This is a genomic window from Streptomyces sp. NPDC107559 (assembly GCF_055657365.1).
In genome coordinates this window covers 58,309-74,787 of sequence record NZ_JBVKBD010000019.1, presented here as the reverse complement: position 1 = coordinate 74,787, position 16,479 = coordinate 58,309, and the positions used below count along the sequence as shown (strand labels likewise).

General features: G+C 71.5%; 17 protein-coding genes. 10 read left to right on the top strand and 7 right to left on the bottom strand.

Annotation, left to right across the window (positions count from 1 at the left end; genetic code table 11):
• The first annotated feature begins 141 nt into the window (after positions 1-141).
• Positions 142-654 carry a peptide-methionine (S)-S-oxide reductase MsrA gene (gene msrA / locus ACZ7OY_RS36710; protein WP_351620042.1) on the top strand — a complete coding sequence of 171 codons (513 nt, stop codon included), beginning with the start codon at positions 142-144 and terminating at the stop codon, positions 652-654.
• A gap of 55 nt (positions 655-709) precedes the next feature.
• Here msrA and ACZ7OY_RS36705 read toward each other — a convergent pair whose 3' ends face one another.
• The 5 genes from ACZ7OY_RS36705 to ACZ7OY_RS36685 all read right to left on the bottom strand — a co-directional run bounded on the left by ACZ7OY_RS36705 (position 710) and on the right by ACZ7OY_RS36685 (position 4,334).
• Positions 710-1,225: an AMIN-like domain-containing (lipo)protein gene (locus ACZ7OY_RS36705; RefSeq protein WP_472249906.1), complete on the bottom strand. Its 516-nt coding sequence runs from the start codon at positions 1,223-1,225 to the stop codon at positions 710-712.
• Between the two features lie 180 nt (positions 1,226-1,405).
• A complete protein-coding gene (locus tag ACZ7OY_RS36700; protein WP_472249905.1) occupies positions 1,406-2,299 on the bottom strand; it encodes a class I SAM-dependent methyltransferase in 894 nt (297 codons plus the stop codon).
• Positions 2,300-2,431: 132 nt separating this feature from the next.
• Positions 2,432-3,025 (bottom strand): helix-turn-helix domain-containing protein, encoded by a 594-nt coding sequence (locus ACZ7OY_RS36695; protein ID WP_472249904.1) that lies wholly within the window; start codon positions 3,023-3,025, stop codon positions 2,432-2,434.
• A gap of 108 nt (positions 3,026-3,133) precedes the next feature.
• Positions 3,134-3,778: a dihydrofolate reductase family protein gene (locus ACZ7OY_RS36690; RefSeq protein ID WP_472249903.1), complete on the bottom strand. Its 645-nt coding sequence runs from the start codon at positions 3,776-3,778 to the stop codon at positions 3,134-3,136.
• A 79-nt stretch (positions 3,779-3,857) separates the two neighbouring features.
• Positions 3,858-4,334, bottom strand: a complete 477-nt coding sequence (locus ACZ7OY_RS36685; RefSeq protein ID WP_472249902.1) for a MarR family winged helix-turn-helix transcriptional regulator — start codon at positions 4,332-4,334, stop codon at positions 3,858-3,860.
• 57 nt (positions 4,335-4,391) lie between these two features.
• Here ACZ7OY_RS36685 and ACZ7OY_RS36680 point away from each other — a divergent pair, with 57 nt between their 5' ends.
• Entirely contained in the window at positions 4,392-5,222 is an 831-nt protein-coding gene (locus ACZ7OY_RS36680; RefSeq protein WP_472249901.1) for an alpha/beta fold hydrolase, read from the top strand.
• Between the two features lie 151 nt (positions 5,223-5,373).
• On the opposite strand, the gene ACZ7OY_RS36675 is transcribed toward ACZ7OY_RS36680, so the two are convergent.
• Together ACZ7OY_RS36675 and ACZ7OY_RS36670 are read right to left on the bottom strand one after the other, a co-directional pair.
• Entirely contained in the window at positions 5,374-6,690 is a 1,317-nt protein-coding gene (locus ACZ7OY_RS36675; RefSeq protein ID WP_472249900.1) for a cytochrome P450, read from the bottom strand.
• A 34-nt stretch (positions 6,691-6,724) separates the two neighbouring features.
• Positions 6,725-8,080: a glutamine synthetase family protein gene (locus ACZ7OY_RS36670; protein WP_472249899.1), complete on the bottom strand. Its 1,356-nt coding sequence runs from the start codon at positions 8,078-8,080 to the stop codon at positions 6,725-6,727.
• A gap of 334 nt (positions 8,081-8,414) precedes the next feature.
• Between ACZ7OY_RS36670 and ACZ7OY_RS36665 the strand changes: the two genes are divergently transcribed.
• From ACZ7OY_RS36665 to ACZ7OY_RS36630, 8 genes are all read left to right on the top strand, one after another.
• Entirely contained in the window at positions 8,415-8,603 is a 189-nt protein-coding gene (locus ACZ7OY_RS36665) for a ferredoxin (protein ID WP_351620280.1), read from the top strand.
• A gap of 5 nt (positions 8,604-8,608) precedes the next feature.
• Complete coding sequence (locus ACZ7OY_RS36660) at positions 8,609-9,817, top strand: NAD(P)/FAD-dependent oxidoreductase (RefSeq protein WP_472249898.1); 1,209 nt, start codon at positions 8,609-8,611, stop codon at positions 9,815-9,817.
• Between the two features lie 35 nt (positions 9,818-9,852).
• Complete coding sequence (locus tag ACZ7OY_RS36655; protein ID WP_472249897.1) at positions 9,853-10,659, top strand: acetoacetate decarboxylase family protein; 807 nt, start codon at positions 9,853-9,855, stop codon at positions 10,657-10,659.
• Between the two features lie 37 nt (positions 10,660-10,696).
• Complete coding sequence (locus ACZ7OY_RS36650) at positions 10,697-12,160, top strand: aldehyde dehydrogenase (RefSeq protein ID WP_472249896.1); 1,464 nt, start codon at positions 10,697-10,699, stop codon at positions 12,158-12,160.
• Complete coding sequence (locus ACZ7OY_RS36645) at positions 12,153-13,085, top strand: 3,4-dihydroxyphenylacetate 2,3-dioxygenase (protein ID WP_472249895.1); 933 nt, start codon at positions 12,153-12,155, stop codon at positions 13,083-13,085. Before ACZ7OY_RS36650 ends, ACZ7OY_RS36645 begins: the two co-directional genes overlap by 8 nt.
• A gap of 10 nt (positions 13,086-13,095) precedes the next feature.
• A complete protein-coding gene (locus tag ACZ7OY_RS36640; protein WP_472249894.1) occupies positions 13,096-13,944 on the top strand; it encodes a fumarylacetoacetate hydrolase family protein in 849 nt (282 codons plus the stop codon).
• Positions 13,945-14,048: 104 nt separating this feature from the next.
• Positions 14,049-14,678, top strand: coding sequence for a TetR/AcrR family transcriptional regulator (locus ACZ7OY_RS36635; RefSeq protein WP_472249893.1), 630 nt, complete (start codon positions 14,049-14,051; stop codon positions 14,676-14,678).
• A gap of 288 nt (positions 14,679-14,966) precedes the next feature.
• Positions 14,967-16,433, top strand: a complete 1,467-nt coding sequence (locus ACZ7OY_RS36630; RefSeq protein ID WP_472249892.1) for an APC family permease — start codon at positions 14,967-14,969, stop codon at positions 16,431-16,433.
• Positions 16,434-16,479: the final 46 nt, after the last annotated feature.

Sequence of the window (16,479 nt, the reverse complement as noted above, 5' to 3'; positions counted from 1 at the left end):
ACGTCCGCACGCGAGGTGACCGGGCGCCAGGGAATTGTTTTCGGGCCGCGGACGCTGAGGGATCCGGAGAGTGCGGTGTGCCGGCGGCCCGTGAGCAGAGCGGCCCGGCCGGCCGGCGCGACAGAGATCGAAGGGGCTGAGATGGCAGCGCAGACGCAGAGGGCCGTGCTGGCGGGCGGATGTTTCTGGGGGATGCAGGACCTGATCCGCCGGTTCCCGGGCGTGACGGCGACCCGGGTGGGCTACACCGGCGGCGACGTGCCGAACGCGACGTACCGTAACCACGGGACCCACGCCGAGGCCATCGAGATCCTCTTCGACCCCGAGGTGACCGACTACCGCGCGATCCTGGAGCTCTTCTTCCAGATCCACGACCCGAGCACCAAGAACCGCCAGGGCAACGACATCGGTCTGAGCTATCGCTCGGCGATCTACTACGTGGACGACGAGCAGAAGCGCGTCGCCGAGGACACGATCGCCGACGTCGACGCCTCCGGACTGTGGCCGGGCAAGGTGGTCACCGAGGTGGAACCGGTCGGCCCCTTCTGGGAGGCCGAGCCCGAGCACCAGGACTACCTGGAGCGCTACCCCGACGGCTACACCTGCCACTTCCCCCGCCCGGGATGGCGCCTGCCCGCCCGCACGGAGGGCTGAGCACGGCACCCGGCGGCCCTGGCGGGCGGTACTCCGCCCGCCAGGGCCGTCGCGCTCAACCGCACCGGTTGGCGTGGTTGAAGTCCAGGACCACACGCTCGGGGCTGTGCAGCTTGAAGGCCTTGTACGCGGGTTTGGTCTGGAAGGCGGTTCCGAAGGTGACCACTCCTTCGAAGTCGCCGGTCAGGGCGAGCCCCTTCAGCTTGGACAACTGGATCTTCGCCAGCCGGGGTCCCCGGTAGACCGACCGGCCGGCGCTGTCGTGGGCGACCGCGGGTGAGAGCCTGATCTCCAGGAAGTACTTCCCCGGGAGGGGGACCTTCTTCCCGGAAGGGTCGTAGCGAAGCTGCTTGACCGCCTTGACACCGACGGTGGCGGTGGTGCCGCCGAGGTCGATGACGAGCCGGTCGTAGGTGCAGTGCCCGGCCCACCGGGCGTTCACGACGCGGGCGGGCGGGGAACTCTTGGCCGCTTCCTGCGGCCGTGTGGCCGCTGAAGCGGGGACCGTGGCGCCTACGGCAGTGAGAAGGACGCCTGCGGCGACGGCCGCACGGGATGGGTGGTGGTACATGACGCCCCCAGATGCTCCTGGTGAAGGGGACAGACGATTTCACACTGACAGACATGTGGGGGGTCCGAATGGTTGCACTGCCGCCGGAACCAGGATTTCCCCCACCCGCCACGCCACGCCGGGTCCTGACAGCCGTTCAGGTCTGCCGCGTCGACGCAGGCCAGGGCGTCGGGCGAGCCGTCACCGGCGGGCGGCCCACACGGTGCGTTCGGTGCGTACCGCGAGATCGTCGCGACGCAGGATGCCCTGCGGGCCGACCGGGTCGAGCAGCCGGTCGAGCGCGGCGAGGTCGGCGGGCGAGAGCTCGTCGCCGACCGATGCGCGCAGGCGCCGCAGACCCGCCAGGGCGTAGCGGCCCACCGCCGGGGAGCGGGTGCTGTCGACGTTCACGGTGACCGTGCGTTCGGCTTCGACGGTGAATCCGGCGTCGGCGAGCACGGGGCCCCAGTCGGTGCCGCGGTGCGGCACATGCGCCGCGTGGGGGCGCTCGGCGGCGGCATGACAGCGCTCCAGCAGGCCGGGGGCGTCCTCCGGGGCGTCCACCGGCAGGAAGCGGGGGAAGCCCGCCAGCTCGACGACGGCGAACAGTCCGCCGGGGGCGAGTGTGCCGTGGACCTGGCGCAGGGTGCGTGCGGGGTCGGCCATATGGTGCACGGAGGCGGAGGCCCACACGAGTTCGGGCGTGCCGAGGTCGGGCCACTCGGTGTCGAGGTCGGCCCGGACGGTCCGCACCCGGTCGCCGACCCCCTGCGCGCGGGCCTTCGCGTGCAGCCGGTCCAGGTGTGCGGCCGAGGAGTCGACGGCGGTGACGCGGGCCTCGGGGAAGCACTCGAGAAGGGCGAAGGTGCCGGCGCCGGTCCCGGCCCCGAGGTCGACGATACGGCGTGGAGCCTCCCGGACCGGCAGCCATCGGGTGAGGAAGGCGAGGTGCTCGGCGAGTACTTCGGCATCCAGGTCGAGGACTTCCGACTGGTCGGCGTCGTGCTCGTGCCGATGCTCGTGCCGGGTCTGCTGTCCGTGCGGGTGGGCGGGGTGTGCGGAGTGGGCGCCGGAGTGCGGCATGGGGTGGGTCATACGTCTCACGCTAGGCGGGACAAGGGCCTGCGGCCCCTTCTGTTTCGCCGAACGCAAGAAGGTTCCCCGTTCCGCTGCCGAAAGCGCAAACGCCCTCCCCGAAGCGGCCCCCGACGCGGACGACAGGGCCGGTCACCGGGCAGGACGGTCGGGTCCGGTGCCGTCCTCGTCGCGTTGATGGCCCCGCCGGGCGTCCCGGTCGAAGATGCCGAGGATCTCGCACGGTCCCCCCTCGGCGCCGATGGCGTGCGGCAGCATGGTGGGGAACTCGGCGGCCTGGTTGGTCTCCACCCGGAAACGGCGGTTGCCCAGCAGCAGGGTTGCGGTGCCGGACAGGACCACGAGCCATTCCCGGCCCGGGTGTGCGCGCATCCGCGCGGGATTGTCCGGCGGGGGCTCCGTCATGCGCCGGCGTACGACGGTCATGCCCGGATCGGCCTTCACGGGCCAGCGCATCTGCGAATGAGCCACGTCGATCACCGGGCTGGAGACGACGTCGTCCGTGGCCGTCTCGACCAGCTGGTCGAGGGAGGTGTCCAGCGCCCGCGCCAGGGTGACCAGCTGGTCCAGAGCCAGGCGGCGCTGACCGTTCTCGATACGGCTGAGCGTGGACTGGCTGACCCTGGCGCGGGCGGCCAGCTCCTCCAGCGACCAGCCCTGCGCCACCCGCAGGGCGCGAATCCGTTTGCGGACCAGGCTGTCCAGCTCGCCGGCTTCTTGCGTCATGTGCAACATCGTATGCCCCTGATGCAAGTCACGCCCGGGGCGCAGGCCCGGGGCGGGGATTCCGCCGGACCCGCGTGCGTCGCGCAACCCCCTTGGCGCGGGGCCGCTTCAGTCGTCGCGGCCCATACCGCGATCGGGTGCGCTCATGTCGCCGGTCCCGGGTGTGCCGTCGGCGAGCCCGTAACGCAGGTACACCACGCCCGTCCGGCCGACCGCCGGCGGCTGGAGGAGGGTGAGGTTCGTGGGCACCGCGCCGCCGTCGAACACCTTCTTGCCGACGCCCAGCACGATCGGGTGCACCCAGAGGTCGAGACGGTCGAAGAGCTTCTCGCGCAGGAGGGTCTGCACCAGGTCGAGGCTGCCGACGACCTTGATGTGCTCGTGCCGCTCCCGGATCTCGCGCACCGCGCCGGCCAGATCGGGGCCGAGCTGCGTGGACCCGTCCCACGAGAGGTCGGGCCTGCCGCGGGAGGCCACGTACTTCGGGACGCTGTTGAAGAGCGTGGCGATCTCCCCGTCCTCGCCGCCCTTCTGGTGGGGCCAGTAGGCGGCGAAGATGTCGTACGTCCGCCGGCCGAGCAGGAGGGCGTCCGTGCCCTCGTACGCGGCACCGATCTGGGCCCCGGTGACCTCGTCCAGCAGGGGCGCCTGCCAGCCGCCGAACGGGAACCCCACCGGGTCCTCGTCGGGGCCGCCGGGCGCCTGCCCGACGAGGTCGAGGGTGGTGAACAGCTCGATGTGGATGAGGCCCATGGTCGGCTCCTGACGCATCGGTTCGTACCGGTCGACAGGAAGACCCGAGGGCGGCCCCGAATTCATCGCCCGACCGTGGCTAGTCCTCCACGTCGACGTGGTCGAAGGTCCTCAGCATCTCGCGCAGCACCCGTACGCAGGCCCGTACCTCGGCGTCGGTGAGGTCGCCGCCGACCTGGCGGTTCAGGGTGTGCTCGCGGTCGAGCACCGCGGTGATGAGCGCCCAGCCCTCCTCGGTGAGGCGGATCAGCGACGAGCGCTGGTGCGCCGGGTTGGGGACGATCTGCACCCACCCGCGCGCCGCCGCGTCGTTGACCATCCGCTGCACGAACTGCCGGCTCAGCGCCTGGATGCGGCTCAGCTGGGGCACCGTCATGTCGCCCTGCCTGCGCAGCAGGTCCAGTACGGAGCGCACGCCGACCGAGGCGCCCTCGATCGCCTCGCCCTGTTCCACCTTGCGCAGGGCGCGCCGGTAGAGCGGGCCGACGAGGTCGAAGACCTCGACGAGACGGTGGCCGAGTTCGTCGGGCGGGAGCGGGCTGCCGGTGTCGTTCACCCCGCCATCATGACACCTTGGTTGCCAAATCCGAGTCAAGATGACACCTTGGTTGTCATGACTGTTGCTTCGGAACTGAAGTACCCGGCCATGAACCACTTCGCCTCTGCCGACGGGGAGCTCGCCTACCGCGAGGCGGGCACCGGGGATCTCGTGGTGCTGCTCCACTCGGGTTTCGTCGACCACCGGGTGTTCGACGCGGTGCTCCCGGCCCTCGCGACCGCCCACCGGGTCGTCGCCGCGGACATCCGCGGGCACGGCGCCTCCGCCAACGCCTCGAAGCCGTTCCGCTGGGCGGACGATCTGGCGGACCTGCTGCACCACCTCGACGCGGGCCCCGCGGTGCTCGTGGGCGTGTCCATGGGCGGCATCGTCGTCACCGACATGCTGCTCGAACACCCCGGGCTGGTCCGCGCAGCCGTCGTGGCCGGAGCCTCGACCGGCGAGTTCGAGGACTCCGACCCCTGGCACCGGGCGATCCAGGCCGAGACCGCCCGTGCGCTGGCCGCCGGTGACATCGAGAGCTGGCTGAAGGCGTTCCTCGCGTACGTCCCCGGACCGCACCGCGCCCTGGACGATGTCGACCCGGCCGTCCTGCGCCGGCTGCGCGAGATGGCCCTGCACACGCTCGCCAAGCACACCCCCGGCGAGGCGAACCCGCATGTGCCGGTCACCGACACCTGGGCCCGGATGCCGCAGGTCGGCGTCCCGGTGCTCACCCTGAACGGTGCTCTCGACACCCCCGATGTCCTCGCCGCGGCGCAGCGGCTGGCCGACACCGTCCGGCACGGACGTTCCGTGCTCGTCGAGGGCACTGCGCACTATCCGAACATGGAGAAGCCCGAGGAGTTCACCGCCGTCGTCGAGGAGTTCCTGCGCACGCTCTGACCGCCGGGCAGGCGGGTGGGCGCGGCAGCCTGCCGGCCCGGCGGCCCGTCCCCGAGAACGCATCCGCTCTCCCCCGGAAGGTCCGAGGGAGAGCAGGTGGTGCCCGTGGGGGCGGGGTCCGGGGCGGCGGCTCGCCCGGAGCGGGTCCGGGTCAGGCGAGGGTGACCCGGACCGGAAGGTGCTTGATGCCGTTGACGAAGTTGGAGCGCACCCGCGGCACGTCCCCGGCCAGCTTGATGTCGGCGAGGCGCGGGATCAGCTCCTCGAACATGATGCGGATCTCGGTGCGGGCGAGCAGGTTGCCCAGGCACAGGTGGGGGCTGCCCTTGCCGAAGGTGACGTGGTCGTTGTTCTGCCGGGCGACGTCGAAGTCGTAGGGGTTGCCGAAGACATCCTCGTCGCGGTTGCCGGAGGCGAACCACATGACGACCTTGTCGCCCTCCTTGACCTGCTTGCCGCCGAGTTCGGTGTCGCGGGTGGCGGTGCGGCGGAAGTGGTAGACGGGAGAGGCCCAGCGCAGGAACTCCTCGACGGCCGTCGGGATCAGCGAGGGGTCGTCCTTGAGGCGGGCGAGCTGCTCGGGGTGCTGGAGCAGGGCGAGCATGGAGTGGCTGATGGTGTGGCGGGTGGTCTCGTTGCCGGCCACCACCAGGAGCAGGAAGTAGTTGTCGAAGTCCTGCGCGGACAGCGGCACTCCGTCGCGCGGGACGGTGTTGACCAGCTTGGAGATCAGGTCGGTGCCGTCGCCGCCGCGCCGCTGCCGGGCCAGTTCGCGGCCGTACTCGAAGACCTCGATCGAGGCGGGGGAACGGAAGGGCAGGTCGCGGTACTTCTCGCTCTCCGCGCTGTGCAGCAGGACGTCGGCGTAGTCCGGGTCGGTGTTGCCGATGATCCGGTTGCCCCAGTCGATGAGCTGCTGGTTGTCCTCCGACGGCACGTCGAGCAGCCGGGCCAGGACGTTGATCGGGAAGTCGGCGGAGACGTCCTCGACGAAGTCGAAGGTGCCCTTGGCGAGCGCCTTGTCGAGGGTGGTGGCGGTCAGGCCGCGCAGGAAGTCGGCGTAGCTGTTGATGACGCTCGCGCCGAACTGCCGCTGGATGACGCTGCGCAGCGCGCGGTGGCGGACTCCGTCCATCTCCAGGATGGAGGCGCGCTTCTTGATCTGGTCGTCGTCGACCTCTTCGAGGTTGACGAACCGGGTCGAGGTGAAGGTGTCGGAGTCGCGGTCGACGCGGGCGATGTCCGCGTGCCGGGTCACGGACCAGAAGCCGGAGTTGGGGGCCTCCTCGGGCTGCCAGTGCACCGGCTCCTCGTGGCGCAGGGTGTGGAACATGCGCCAGGGCGTGATGCCGTCGGCGAAGTTGTCCAGGTCGGCGAGGTTCACCCGGTCGAGCGGGAGGGGCTCGTCGAGGGCGGCGCGCAGTTCTTCGCGCGTGGTGGGGACGGCGGGGACGGCGGGGCTGGTCATGATGGCGGATCTCCTGGGCGAGGGCGTGGGGGGCTTAGAGGTGGTAGGCGTACTCGGCGAACTCCCAGTCGGTGACGTGCCGGCCGAAGCGCTCGACCTCGTCGCGCTTGTAGGAGAGGAAGGACGCGGTGAAGTCCTTGCCGAGGACGTCGGTGAGGGCGGTGTCCGCCTCCAGCGCGTCGAGCGCGGCGGGCAGGCTCATCGGCAGGGTGGCGGAGCGGGCGGTGTCGTAGCCGTAGCCCTCCAGCGGGGGCGGCGGCTCCTCGCCCGCCTGGACGCCGAGCAACGCGGCGGCGACGGTGCCCGCGATCAGCAGGTAGGGGTTGGCGCTGGCGTCGCCGAGCCGGAGTTCGAGCCGGGCGCCGGAGCCGCGCTCCGGCGGGACACGGAGCATGGCGCTGCGGTTGTCCAGGCCCCAGTCGATCAGCCAGGGAGCGAGGGTGTCCGGGCCGAAGCGCTTGTACGAGTTCACCGTCGGGTTGGCCAGCGCGGCGAGCGCGGGGGCGTGGGCGAGGATTCCGGCGATCGCGTGCCGGGCGGTGGCGGAGAGGCCGTGGGCGCCCGCCGGGTCGTCGAAGGCGTTGCGCCCCTCGCCGTCCTCGCAGGAGAGGTGGAGGTGGAAGCCCGAACCGCCGGCGTCGCCGAAGGGCTTGGCCATGAAGGTGGCCATGTTGCCTTCCTTGCGAGCCAGTTCCTTCACGGCCGACTTGAAGCGGAAGGCGCGGTCGGCGGCGTCCAGGGCTTCGGAGTGGGTCAGGTTGATCTCGTACTGGCCGCCGTCGAACTCGTGGTTGCCGGTGACGACGCCGATACCCAGGTCGCGCAGCTGGCGCAGGGTGCGCAGCAGGTGGTTGCCGGGGTCGGCGCGCAGTCCGGCGGTGTAGACGGCTCCGGTGGTCTGCGGGGACCTGCGCCAGCCGGTGGGGGCGGCGGGGTCCGGCTCCAGCAGGAAGTACTCCAGTTCGGGGCCGACGACGGGCCGCAGTCCGTGCTCGGCACACCGGTCCAGGACCGTGCGGAGCAGATCGCGGGGTGATTCGGGGACGGGTGCCGAGGTGGCGGGGTCGCGCACCTCACCGAGACAGGAGGCGACCCCGGGCTCCCAGGGCAGCGCGGTCAGGGTGGACAGGTCGGGGCGTACGGACACGTCCGGCAGACCGGCGTCGAGGCCGCCGGCGACCGGCACCACGTCGCCCTGGGGGGTGGTGTGGTAGACGGCGCGGCAGAAGGCGAGACCGTGCTCGCAGGCCGAGGCCAGGTGGTCCACCAGCACGTCGCGGGCGCGGTCGGTGCCGATCAGGTCGGGGTAGCTGACCCGGACCACGTCGATGCCCTCGGCAGTGAGTCGGTCCAGGTGCCGACGGATGTCTGGAGTGTCTTGGGCGCTCACCGAAATCTCCTGGCGTATGCGGATGGACGGCGGATGAGGGCGGTCACCGGGCGGGAGGGCGAGAGGCGCCGGCCGCCCCGGGACAGCTCGTTTGAGTCCGAACGGTAGGGAGGAGAACGGGGCCCCCGCAAGAGGGGGTTCGCAAAAAATTATCCACCTGGACAGCTATTGACCGGCGACGGTCGGCTTTCTATGTTGTTTGAAGCCAAACGAGTAGGGGACGCGGTTCCGCCGCGGCCCTTTGGCCGAGGGGTCCGGCCGGTCACGGCCGGACCCCTCACACCCCCTTCACTCTCCTCTTCCCCCGACGCCCCCACCCACTGGAGGACCGGCCATGAAGGTCGTCGTCGACATGAACAAGTGCCAGGACCACGGCCAGTGCGTCTTCGCCGCCCCCGACGTCTTCTCGATGGACGACGACGGCCGCCTGCTGTTCGTCTCCGACCCCGACGACGCGCTGCGCGACGAGGTCGAGGAAGCCGCGGACGTCTGCCCGCTCCAGGCCATCCGGATCGAGGACTGATCCACATGAGCGGACGCATAGTCGTCGTGGGGGCCTCGATGAGCGGCCTGCGGGCCGCCGAACAGCTGCGCGCCGCCGGCTGGACCGGGACCGTCACCGTGGTGGGCGACGAGCCCCACATGCCCTACAACCGGCCTCCGCTCTCCAAGGAGGTCCTGGCCGGGAAGGCTCCGTTCGAGTCCCTGGCCTTCACCCCGAAGGCCGCCGCGGCCGACGTGGAATGGCGACTGGGCACCAAGGCCGTCGCCGCCCGCCTCGACGAGCGGACCGTCACGCTCGACGACGGTTCCACCCTCGCCTACGACGGGCTGGTCGTCGCCACCGGCATGCGGCCGCGGCGGCTGCGCTGCCCCGGCCCGCTCGCCGGACGGCACACCGTCCGTACGATCGACGACGCCCAGGCGCTGCGCTCCGATCTGACCAGGCCGGGCGCCCGGGTGGTCGTGGTCGGCGCCGGGTTCATCGGCTGCGAGGTGGCCGCCACCGCGGTCGGCCTCGGGGTCACCGAGGTGACCGTCGTCGACCCGCTGCCGCTGCCCATGGTCGGACCGCTGGGCGAGCTGCTGGCCCGCGCCCTGCTCGCCCGGCACGAGGCCCGCGGGGTGCGCTTCGCGCTCGGCGCCCAGGTCGCCGGGTTCGAGGGCGACGAGCGGGTGACCGGTGTCGTGCTCGCCGACGGGACGGTCCTGCCCGCGGACGTGGTCGTGGAGTCGGTCGGCTCCGTCGCCAACGTCGAGTGGCTGGACGGCAACGGCCTCGACCTCTCCGACGGCGTCCTCACCGACGAGCAGCTGCGCGTCGGCGGCCGGCCCGAGGTGGTCGCGGTCGGCGACGTGGCCCGCTTCCCCAACGCCCGCTACGACGGCGTACCGCGCCGCGTCGAGCACTGGTCCATCCCCACGGACACCGCGAAGCACGCGGCGCGCACCCTGGTGGCCCAGCTGGCCGGCGCCGACGCCGGGGCCGCCCCGTTCTCCCCGCTGCCCACCTTCTGGAGCGACCAGCACGAGTTCCGGCTCCAGTCCTTCGGGGCCCCCGCCCTCGGCAAGGACGACGTACGGGTGCTGGAGGGCGACCCGGACGGCGACGTCCTGGCCGGCTACCACGCCGACGACCGACTGGTCGGTGTCGTCGCGCTCGGCGGTCACAAGGCCGCCATGGGCGCCGCCCGCTACCGCACCCAGCTCATGAAGCAGCCCGTCCCCACCGCCTGAAGCAGCCCGTCCCCACCGCCTAAGGAATCCCCGCCATGTCCCCAGTCCGTGGTTTCTTCCACCCCAAGACCACGAGCGGCGCCTCGTCGCTGATCCCGAACCCGCCGTGGCGCTACTCCGGCGACCTGCTCACCGTCGAGTACCGCACGGACCCCGCGCGCGTACGGGAGCTGCTGCCCGAGCCGCTGGAGCTCGCCGACGAGGACCCGGGCGCGGTCGCGCTGATCTGGGCCGACTGGCAGTCCTGCTCGGCGTCCGGCGACGAGCTGCTGGACCCGGTGCTCTCCCAGTACAAGGAGGCGTTCGCGGTCGTGCGCTGCCGGTACCAGGGCAGGACGTACTCCCGCTGCGTGTACATCTGGGTCGACAAGGACTTCGCGATCGCCCGGGGCCTGCACCAGGGCTACCCGAAGAAGCTCGGCTCGATCCACCAGACCCGCCCGCACCCCTACGGCCCCGCCCCGCGCATCGAGGCCGGCGCCCGCTTCGGCGCCACGCTCGCCGCCGCGGACCGGCGCCTGGCCCAGACGGTGGTGACGCTGCGCGAACCGTCCGAGACCAACGGCTTCGTCAACGCCCACCCCATGGCCCACCACCGCTGGCTGCCGTCCGTCGAGAAGGGCAAGGGTCTCGCGCTCGACGAGCTGATCGAGACCGGCGCCGCCTCCTTCGAGGCCGGGCAGGCCTGGACCGGCGACGCCGAGCTGGAGCTCTTCGAGGCGCCCACCGAGGAACTGGCCCGGCTGGAGATCCACGAGCCCATCGCCGCGTACTACCGGCAGGTCGGCGTGGTCTGGGACGGCGGCCGGCTGCTGGAGTCCGGCACCTCCGGCGCCGAATAACCCCCGCACGCATCAGCACACGACCTGGAGACCGGACATGACCGAGCACACCATCACCGTGGCCGGCGTCGCCGTCGACACCCGGCACTGGATCGGCGGCGAACGCGTCGCCTCCCCCGCCACCTTCACCGACGTCTCACCGATCGACGGCAGCGTCCTCGGCGAGATCTCCCGGGGCACCGCCGCCGAGGCCGAAGCCGCGGTGGCCGCCGCCAAGGCCGCCTTCCCCGGCTGGGCCGCCACGCCCCGCGCCGAGCGCGCCCGGCTGCTGCACGCCGTCGCCGACGGCGTGGAGAAGCGCATCGAAGAGCTGGCGATCGTCGAGACCCATGACAACGGCGCCCTGCTGCGTTCGCACCGCCGCGGTGTGATGCCGCGCGTCGCCCACAACTTCCGCTTCTTCGCCGACTGGCTGCTGAAGCTGGAGCACGCGGACTTCGAGACCCGCGGCCACACCAACCACGTCTCCTGGGACCCGGCCGGGCCCTCGGTGCTGATCACCCCGTGGAACGCGCCGCTGATGCTGGCCACCTGGAAGATCGCCCCGGCGCTCGCGGCCGGCAACACGGTCGTCCTCAAGCCCGCCGAGTGGACCCCGCTGACCGCCTCCCTGCTGGCCGACATCGCCGCCGAGGCCGGTCTGCCCGCCGGTGTGTTCAACGTCGTGCAGGGCTACGGCTCCGAGATCGGCGACGCCCTCACCTCGCACCCGGACGTGCGCCGCATCAGCTTCACCGGCTCGGTCCCGACCGCCAAGCGGATCTCGCAGTCGGCGGCCGCTCAGCTCACCCCGCTCAGCCTCGAACTCGGCGGCAAGTCCCCGCTGCTGGTCTTCGCCGACGCCGACCTGGACCTCGCAGTCGACCTGGCGGTCGAGCAGTACGACAACGCCGGACAGGTCTGCCTGGCCGCCACCCGCTTCCTGGTCGAGGAGACGGTCGCGGCGGAGTTCACCCGCCGCTTCGTCGAGAAGGCGGGCCGGCTGGTCCAGGGCGACCCGCGCGACGAGGCCACCGACATCGGGCCCAACATCCACCCGCGTCAGCTGGAGAAGATCGACGGGTTCGTCCAGCGGGCGCTCGCCGCCGGGGCCCGCGCCGTCATCGGCGGCCACCGGGGCGAGGGCCAGTACTACGCGCCGACCCTGCTCACCGACGTGGCCCAGGACTCGGAGATCGTCCAGGAGGAGGTCTTCGGCCCGGTCCTGACCCTCCAGACCTTCGCCGACGAGGACGAGGCCGTCCGCCTCGCCAACGACACCCGCTTCGGTCTCGCCGCCACCCTCGCCACCGGCGACCCCGCGCGCGCCGAGCGCGTCACGGCCCGGCTGGTGGCCGGCACCGTCTGGGTCAACTGCTTCTTCGTACGGGACCTCCAGGCGCCCTTCGGCGGCTCCCGCCACTCCGGTGTCGGCCGCGAGGGCGGCACCTGGAGCTTCGACTTCTACTGCGACGTCAAGAACACCGTCACCGCGCCGAAGGGATGGCAGGACCATGGGTGAGATCGTCGGGGCGGGTCTGCTGGCCCATGTCCCCACCATCGTGCTCCCCGAGGAGACCCGGCTGGAGCTGAACGAGGGCAAGGAGATCACCCTCGTCACCGGCCTGAACCAGCTCCGCAAGGAGGTGTTCGAGCGCGACGACTACGACACCGTCGTCGTCCTCGACTCGCACTGGGCCACCACCGTCGAGTTCGTCGCCACGGCACAGCACCGCCGGGCCGGCCTGTTCACCTCCGAGGAACTGCCGCGCGGCATGTGCCGGATGCCGTATGACTACCCCGGCGACCCCGAACTCGCCCACAACATCGCGCGGTTCGCCGACAAGCACGGCACCTGGATCACCGCGATCGAGGACGACTACCTGCCGGTCTACTACGCCACGATCAACCTCTGGAAGTTCCTCGGCGAGGGCCTTCCGGACAAGCGCTGGGTGACCATCGGCGTCTGCCAGACCGGCGACATGGAGGACCATCTGCGCCTGGGCCGCGCCCTGGCCGACGGCATCGCCGCCACGCCCGGCCGCCGCGTCCTGCTGATCGCCTCCGGCGCCCTGTCGCACACGTTCTGGCCGCTGCGCCAGCTGCGCGAGCACGAGTCCAGCGACCCGGCGCACATCTTCACCCCCGAGGCCCGCGCCGCCGACCTGGAGCGCATCGCCTGGTTCAAGGAGGGCCGCCACGACAAGGTCCTCGACACCATGGACGAGTTCTGGAAGTACAAGCCCGAGGCGAGGTTCTTCCACTACCTGATGATGGCCGGCGCCCTCGGCGAGCAGGCCTGCACCGCCAAGGCCCGCCAGTACGGCGAGTACGAGAACTCCATCGGCACCGGCCAGGTCCACCTCTGGTTCGACCGCCCGGCCGACGGCTGGACCGGCGCCGGCCTGCCCGCCCCCCGCGCACCGCGCACCCCCCACAGCCGCTAGGAGCCACGACATGCCCGAGTACCGCCGCATCCTCCTCGACGGCGCCGCCGTCCAGGTCACCGTCGAGGGCGACGAACTCGTCGCCGGCGACGGCCGCCGCGTCAAGATCGAGGAGGCCCAGCACCTGCCTCCGGTGGTCCCGTCCAAGGTGATCGCCGTCCACCTCAACCACCGCAGCCGCGTGGACGAGTTCGGGATCACCCTCCCCGACACGCCCACCTACTTCCACAAGCCGACCTCGGCGCTCAACTCCCACAAGGGCGCCATCGTGCGTCCCGAGGGCTGCAAGTGGCTCAACTACGAGGGCGAGGTCGCCATCGTCATCGGCAGGACCGCGCGCAACATCTCCCCCGAGGAGGCCGGGGAGTACATCGCGGGCTACACGGTCGCCAACGACTACGGCCTGCACGACTTCCGGGACACCGACGCGGGCTCCATGCTCCGGGTGAAGGGCTCCGACACCCTCTGCCCGCTCGGCCCGGGCCTGGTCACCGACTGGGACTTCCACGGCAAGAGCCTGCGCACCTACGTCAACGGCGAGGTCGTCCAGGACGGCACCACGGACGAGATGCAGTGGGACATGCACTACCTCGTCGCCGACATCGCCCGCACCATCACCCTCCACCCGGGTGACGTGCTGCTGTCCGGCACGCCCGCCAACTCCCGTCCGGTCCAGCCGGGTGACGTCGTCGAGGTCGAGGTGGAGGGCCTCGGCCGCCTCACCAACCACATCGTCACCGGCCCGACCGCCATCCGCACCGACGTCGGCGCCCAGCCCACCGAGTCCGAGGAAGTGCTGTCGACCGCGCTCGGCGGCGACTGGGAGTTCCGCGGCGTCCGGGCGCCCCGCAGGGACTGACCGCTGCCCGTGGACAGCGCCGCACCGGGGAGAGGAGTAGCACCCCGGTGCGGCGTTCCTATCTGCGACGCTCCCGTTCGAATCCGGCCGATAGGGTCACGACCATGACCGACTCCGCTGACTCCCCCGCCCGCAGGCCGCGCAAGCGCCTGCACTACGGCGAGGGGCGTACGGCGCTGCTGAACGCCGCCGTGCGCGTGGTGGCCGAGGGCGGACTGCGCAAACTCACCTACCGGGCGGTCGCCGAGGAGGCCGGAGTCACCCACGGTCTGGTGGTGCACCACTTCGGCTCCCGCGACGCGCTCATCGAGGAGACGCTCGCCCACACCATCCGCACCTCCCTGAACACCAGCGCCCTGGAGCCCGGGACCGGCAGGATCGCCGATTTCTCCGCCGAACTGTCCGACATGGTCGAGGCGGACCCCGGCATCCAGGCGTTCCAGTACGAACTGCTGCTGGAGGCCCGGCGCAGGCCGGAACTGCTGCCGCAGATCCGCACCCTGTACGACGAGTACTTCCGCGCGACCCGACGCGAACTCGACCGGATACTCCCCGACGATGCCGGCCCGGCGCTGTCCCGGCTGGTCTTCGCCGCCCTGGACGGCCTCGTGCTGCACCAGCTCGTCCTCGGCGAGCGGGAGGTCACCGACGCGGCCCTGGAGGAACTGCGGGCGCTGCTGAGGCTGCTCGCGGGGGCACACGGCACGGACGTCACGAATGCGACGGACGCATGACCGGCTGACCGACCGGCCGGCTCACCGACTGCCCGGCGGGGTCATCACCGCGTGGAGGGGCTCCGGACCTGTGTCCGGGGCCCTTCGCCATGAGCACGGCCGCCGGCCTCGCGAGGCGGTGCCCCTGCGGCCGGCGTCCGCACCAGGTCACAGATCCGCAAGGAGCCCTCGTCAGCCTGAAAAACGTCGCCGGAACTCTTGCCAAGCGGAGGGTTCCAGCCCAGGATGAGGCAACTCGTTTGGCCTGAAACGAAACACCCCTTCCCGTTCCCCAGTAGGTGATTTCGCGTGGACAGTCAAGCAGCGGTCGAGGCGCGGACCGCACAGGAGCCCACCAAGGCCGGCGGCCTCAAGCCCAACTCCCTCGGTGTGTTGGGCATCGTTTTCTTCGTTCTCTCGGCCCAGGCGCCACTGACCGGCATCGCCGGCGCCGTGCCCATCGCCGTCGGCATCGGAAACGGGGCCGGCACCCCCGCCGCGTACCTCGGCGCCGGCGCCGTGATCCTGCTGTTCTCCGTCGGCTTCGTCGCCATGGGGCGGCACGTCGTGGACACAGGCGCCTTCTACACGTACATCGGCAAGGGGCTGGGTCGCCTGACCGGCTCCGGGAGCGCGGGGGTCGCGCTCTTCGCCTACTGCGCCATCCAGGCCGCCATGTACGGGCTGTACGGAGCGACGGTGAGCGGCCTGGTCGAGCACTACACCGGCGTCCAGGTGGCCTGGTGGGTCTGGACCCTGATCACCATGGTCGTCGTCCAGATCCTCGGCGCCGCCGGGATCGAGATGGGCGCCAAGGTCCTGGCGGTCTTCGTGCTCGCCGAGTTCAGCATCCTGATCGCCTTCGCCCTCGTGACCTTCTTCAAGGGCGGCGGCCCCGAGGGGCTCGGCCTCACCGACAGCTTCTCCCCCTCGGCGGCGCTCCAGGGGGCGCCGGGTGTGGCGGTCATGTTCGCCATCGCGTCGATGTTCGGCTTCGAGGCCACCGCGATCTACGGCGAGGAGGCGCGCGAGCCGCGTCGTACCGTCCCCCGGGCCACGTACCTCTCGGTCGCGGTGGTCACCGGCTTCTTCGCCTTCACCTCGTGGATGCTGATCTCCGCGCACGGAGCCTCGACGGCCACGGACGCGGCGGGCAAGGCGCTGGCCTCCGGGGACGCCACCACGTTCGTCTTCGCGCCCATCACGGCCCTGTTCGGCGGCTGGACCTCCGACGTCCTGCCGGTCCTGCTGGCCACCTCGCTCTTCGCGGGCATCCTGGCGTTCCACAACTCCGCGAACCGGTACCTGTTCTCCCTCGGCCGCGAAGGCCTGCTGCCCCGCGGGCTGACCGCGCTCAACACCCGCCACTCGCCCTGGGCCGCCGGCATCACCCAGACCGTGCTGGCGCTGCTCCTGGTCATGCCGTTCGCCCTGATGGGCAAGGACCCGGTGCTGACCCTCTTCTCCTGGTTCAGCGGTGTCGCCGTGCTGGGGATGATGCTGCTCTACTTCCTGACCTCGGTCTCCGTGGTCGTCTTCTTCCGCCGCTCGGGCGCCGACACCCGGCCGTGGAACACGCTGATCGCCCCCTCCCTGGGCGCGCTCGGCATCGCCGGCGCGATCTGGCTCATCATCGCCAACTTCGCGACGCTCATCGGCGGTGACGCGACCACCGCCCACTGGCTGGAGGCGGCCGTGCCGGTGGTCCTGCTGGCCGGCGTCGTCACCGCCCGCGTGCGGCGGGACGGACGGCAGACCTCGGTGGCGGAGAGCTGACCGGCACCCCCGCCCGCACTGCCCCGGTACGGCCCGGCTACCCCGG

Coding starts and splice junctions, on each gene's coding strand:
- msrA (WP_351620042.1), top strand. CDS start 142: ATGGCAGCGCAGACGCAGAGGGCCGTGCTGGCGGGCGGATGTTTCTGG.
- ACZ7OY_RS36705 (WP_472249906.1), bottom strand. CDS start 1,225: ATGTACCACCACCCATCCCGTGCGGCCGTCGCCGCAGGCGTCCTTCTC.
- ACZ7OY_RS36700 (WP_472249905.1), bottom strand. CDS start 2,299: ATGACCCACCCCATGCCGCACTCCGGCGCCCACTCCGCACACCCCGCC.
- ACZ7OY_RS36695 (WP_472249904.1), bottom strand. CDS start 3,025: ATGACGCAAGAAGCCGGCGAGCTGGACAGCCTGGTCCGCAAACGGATT.
- ACZ7OY_RS36690 (WP_472249903.1), bottom strand. CDS start 3,778: ATGGGCCTCATCCACATCGAGCTGTTCACCACCCTCGACCTCGTCGGG.
- ACZ7OY_RS36680 (WP_472249901.1), top strand. CDS start 4,392: ATGACTGTTGCTTCGGAACTGAAGTACCCGGCCATGAACCACTTCGCC.
- ACZ7OY_RS36675 (WP_472249900.1), bottom strand. CDS start 6,690: ATGACCAGCCCCGCCGTCCCCGCCGTCCCCACCACGCGCGAAGAACTG.
- ACZ7OY_RS36665 (WP_351620280.1), top strand. CDS start 8,415: ATGAAGGTCGTCGTCGACATGAACAAGTGCCAGGACCACGGCCAGTGC.
- ACZ7OY_RS36660 (WP_472249898.1), top strand. CDS start 8,609: ATGAGCGGACGCATAGTCGTCGTGGGGGCCTCGATGAGCGGCCTGCGG.
- ACZ7OY_RS36655 (WP_472249897.1), top strand. CDS start 9,853: ATGTCCCCAGTCCGTGGTTTCTTCCACCCCAAGACCACGAGCGGCGCC.
- ACZ7OY_RS36650 (WP_472249896.1), top strand. CDS start 10,697: ATGACCGAGCACACCATCACCGTGGCCGGCGTCGCCGTCGACACCCGG.
- ACZ7OY_RS36645 (WP_472249895.1), top strand. CDS start 12,153: ATGGGTGAGATCGTCGGGGCGGGTCTGCTGGCCCATGTCCCCACCATC.
- ACZ7OY_RS36640 (WP_472249894.1), top strand. CDS start 13,096: ATGCCCGAGTACCGCCGCATCCTCCTCGACGGCGCCGCCGTCCAGGTC.
- ACZ7OY_RS36635 (WP_472249893.1), top strand. CDS start 14,049: ATGACCGACTCCGCTGACTCCCCCGCCCGCAGGCCGCGCAAGCGCCTG.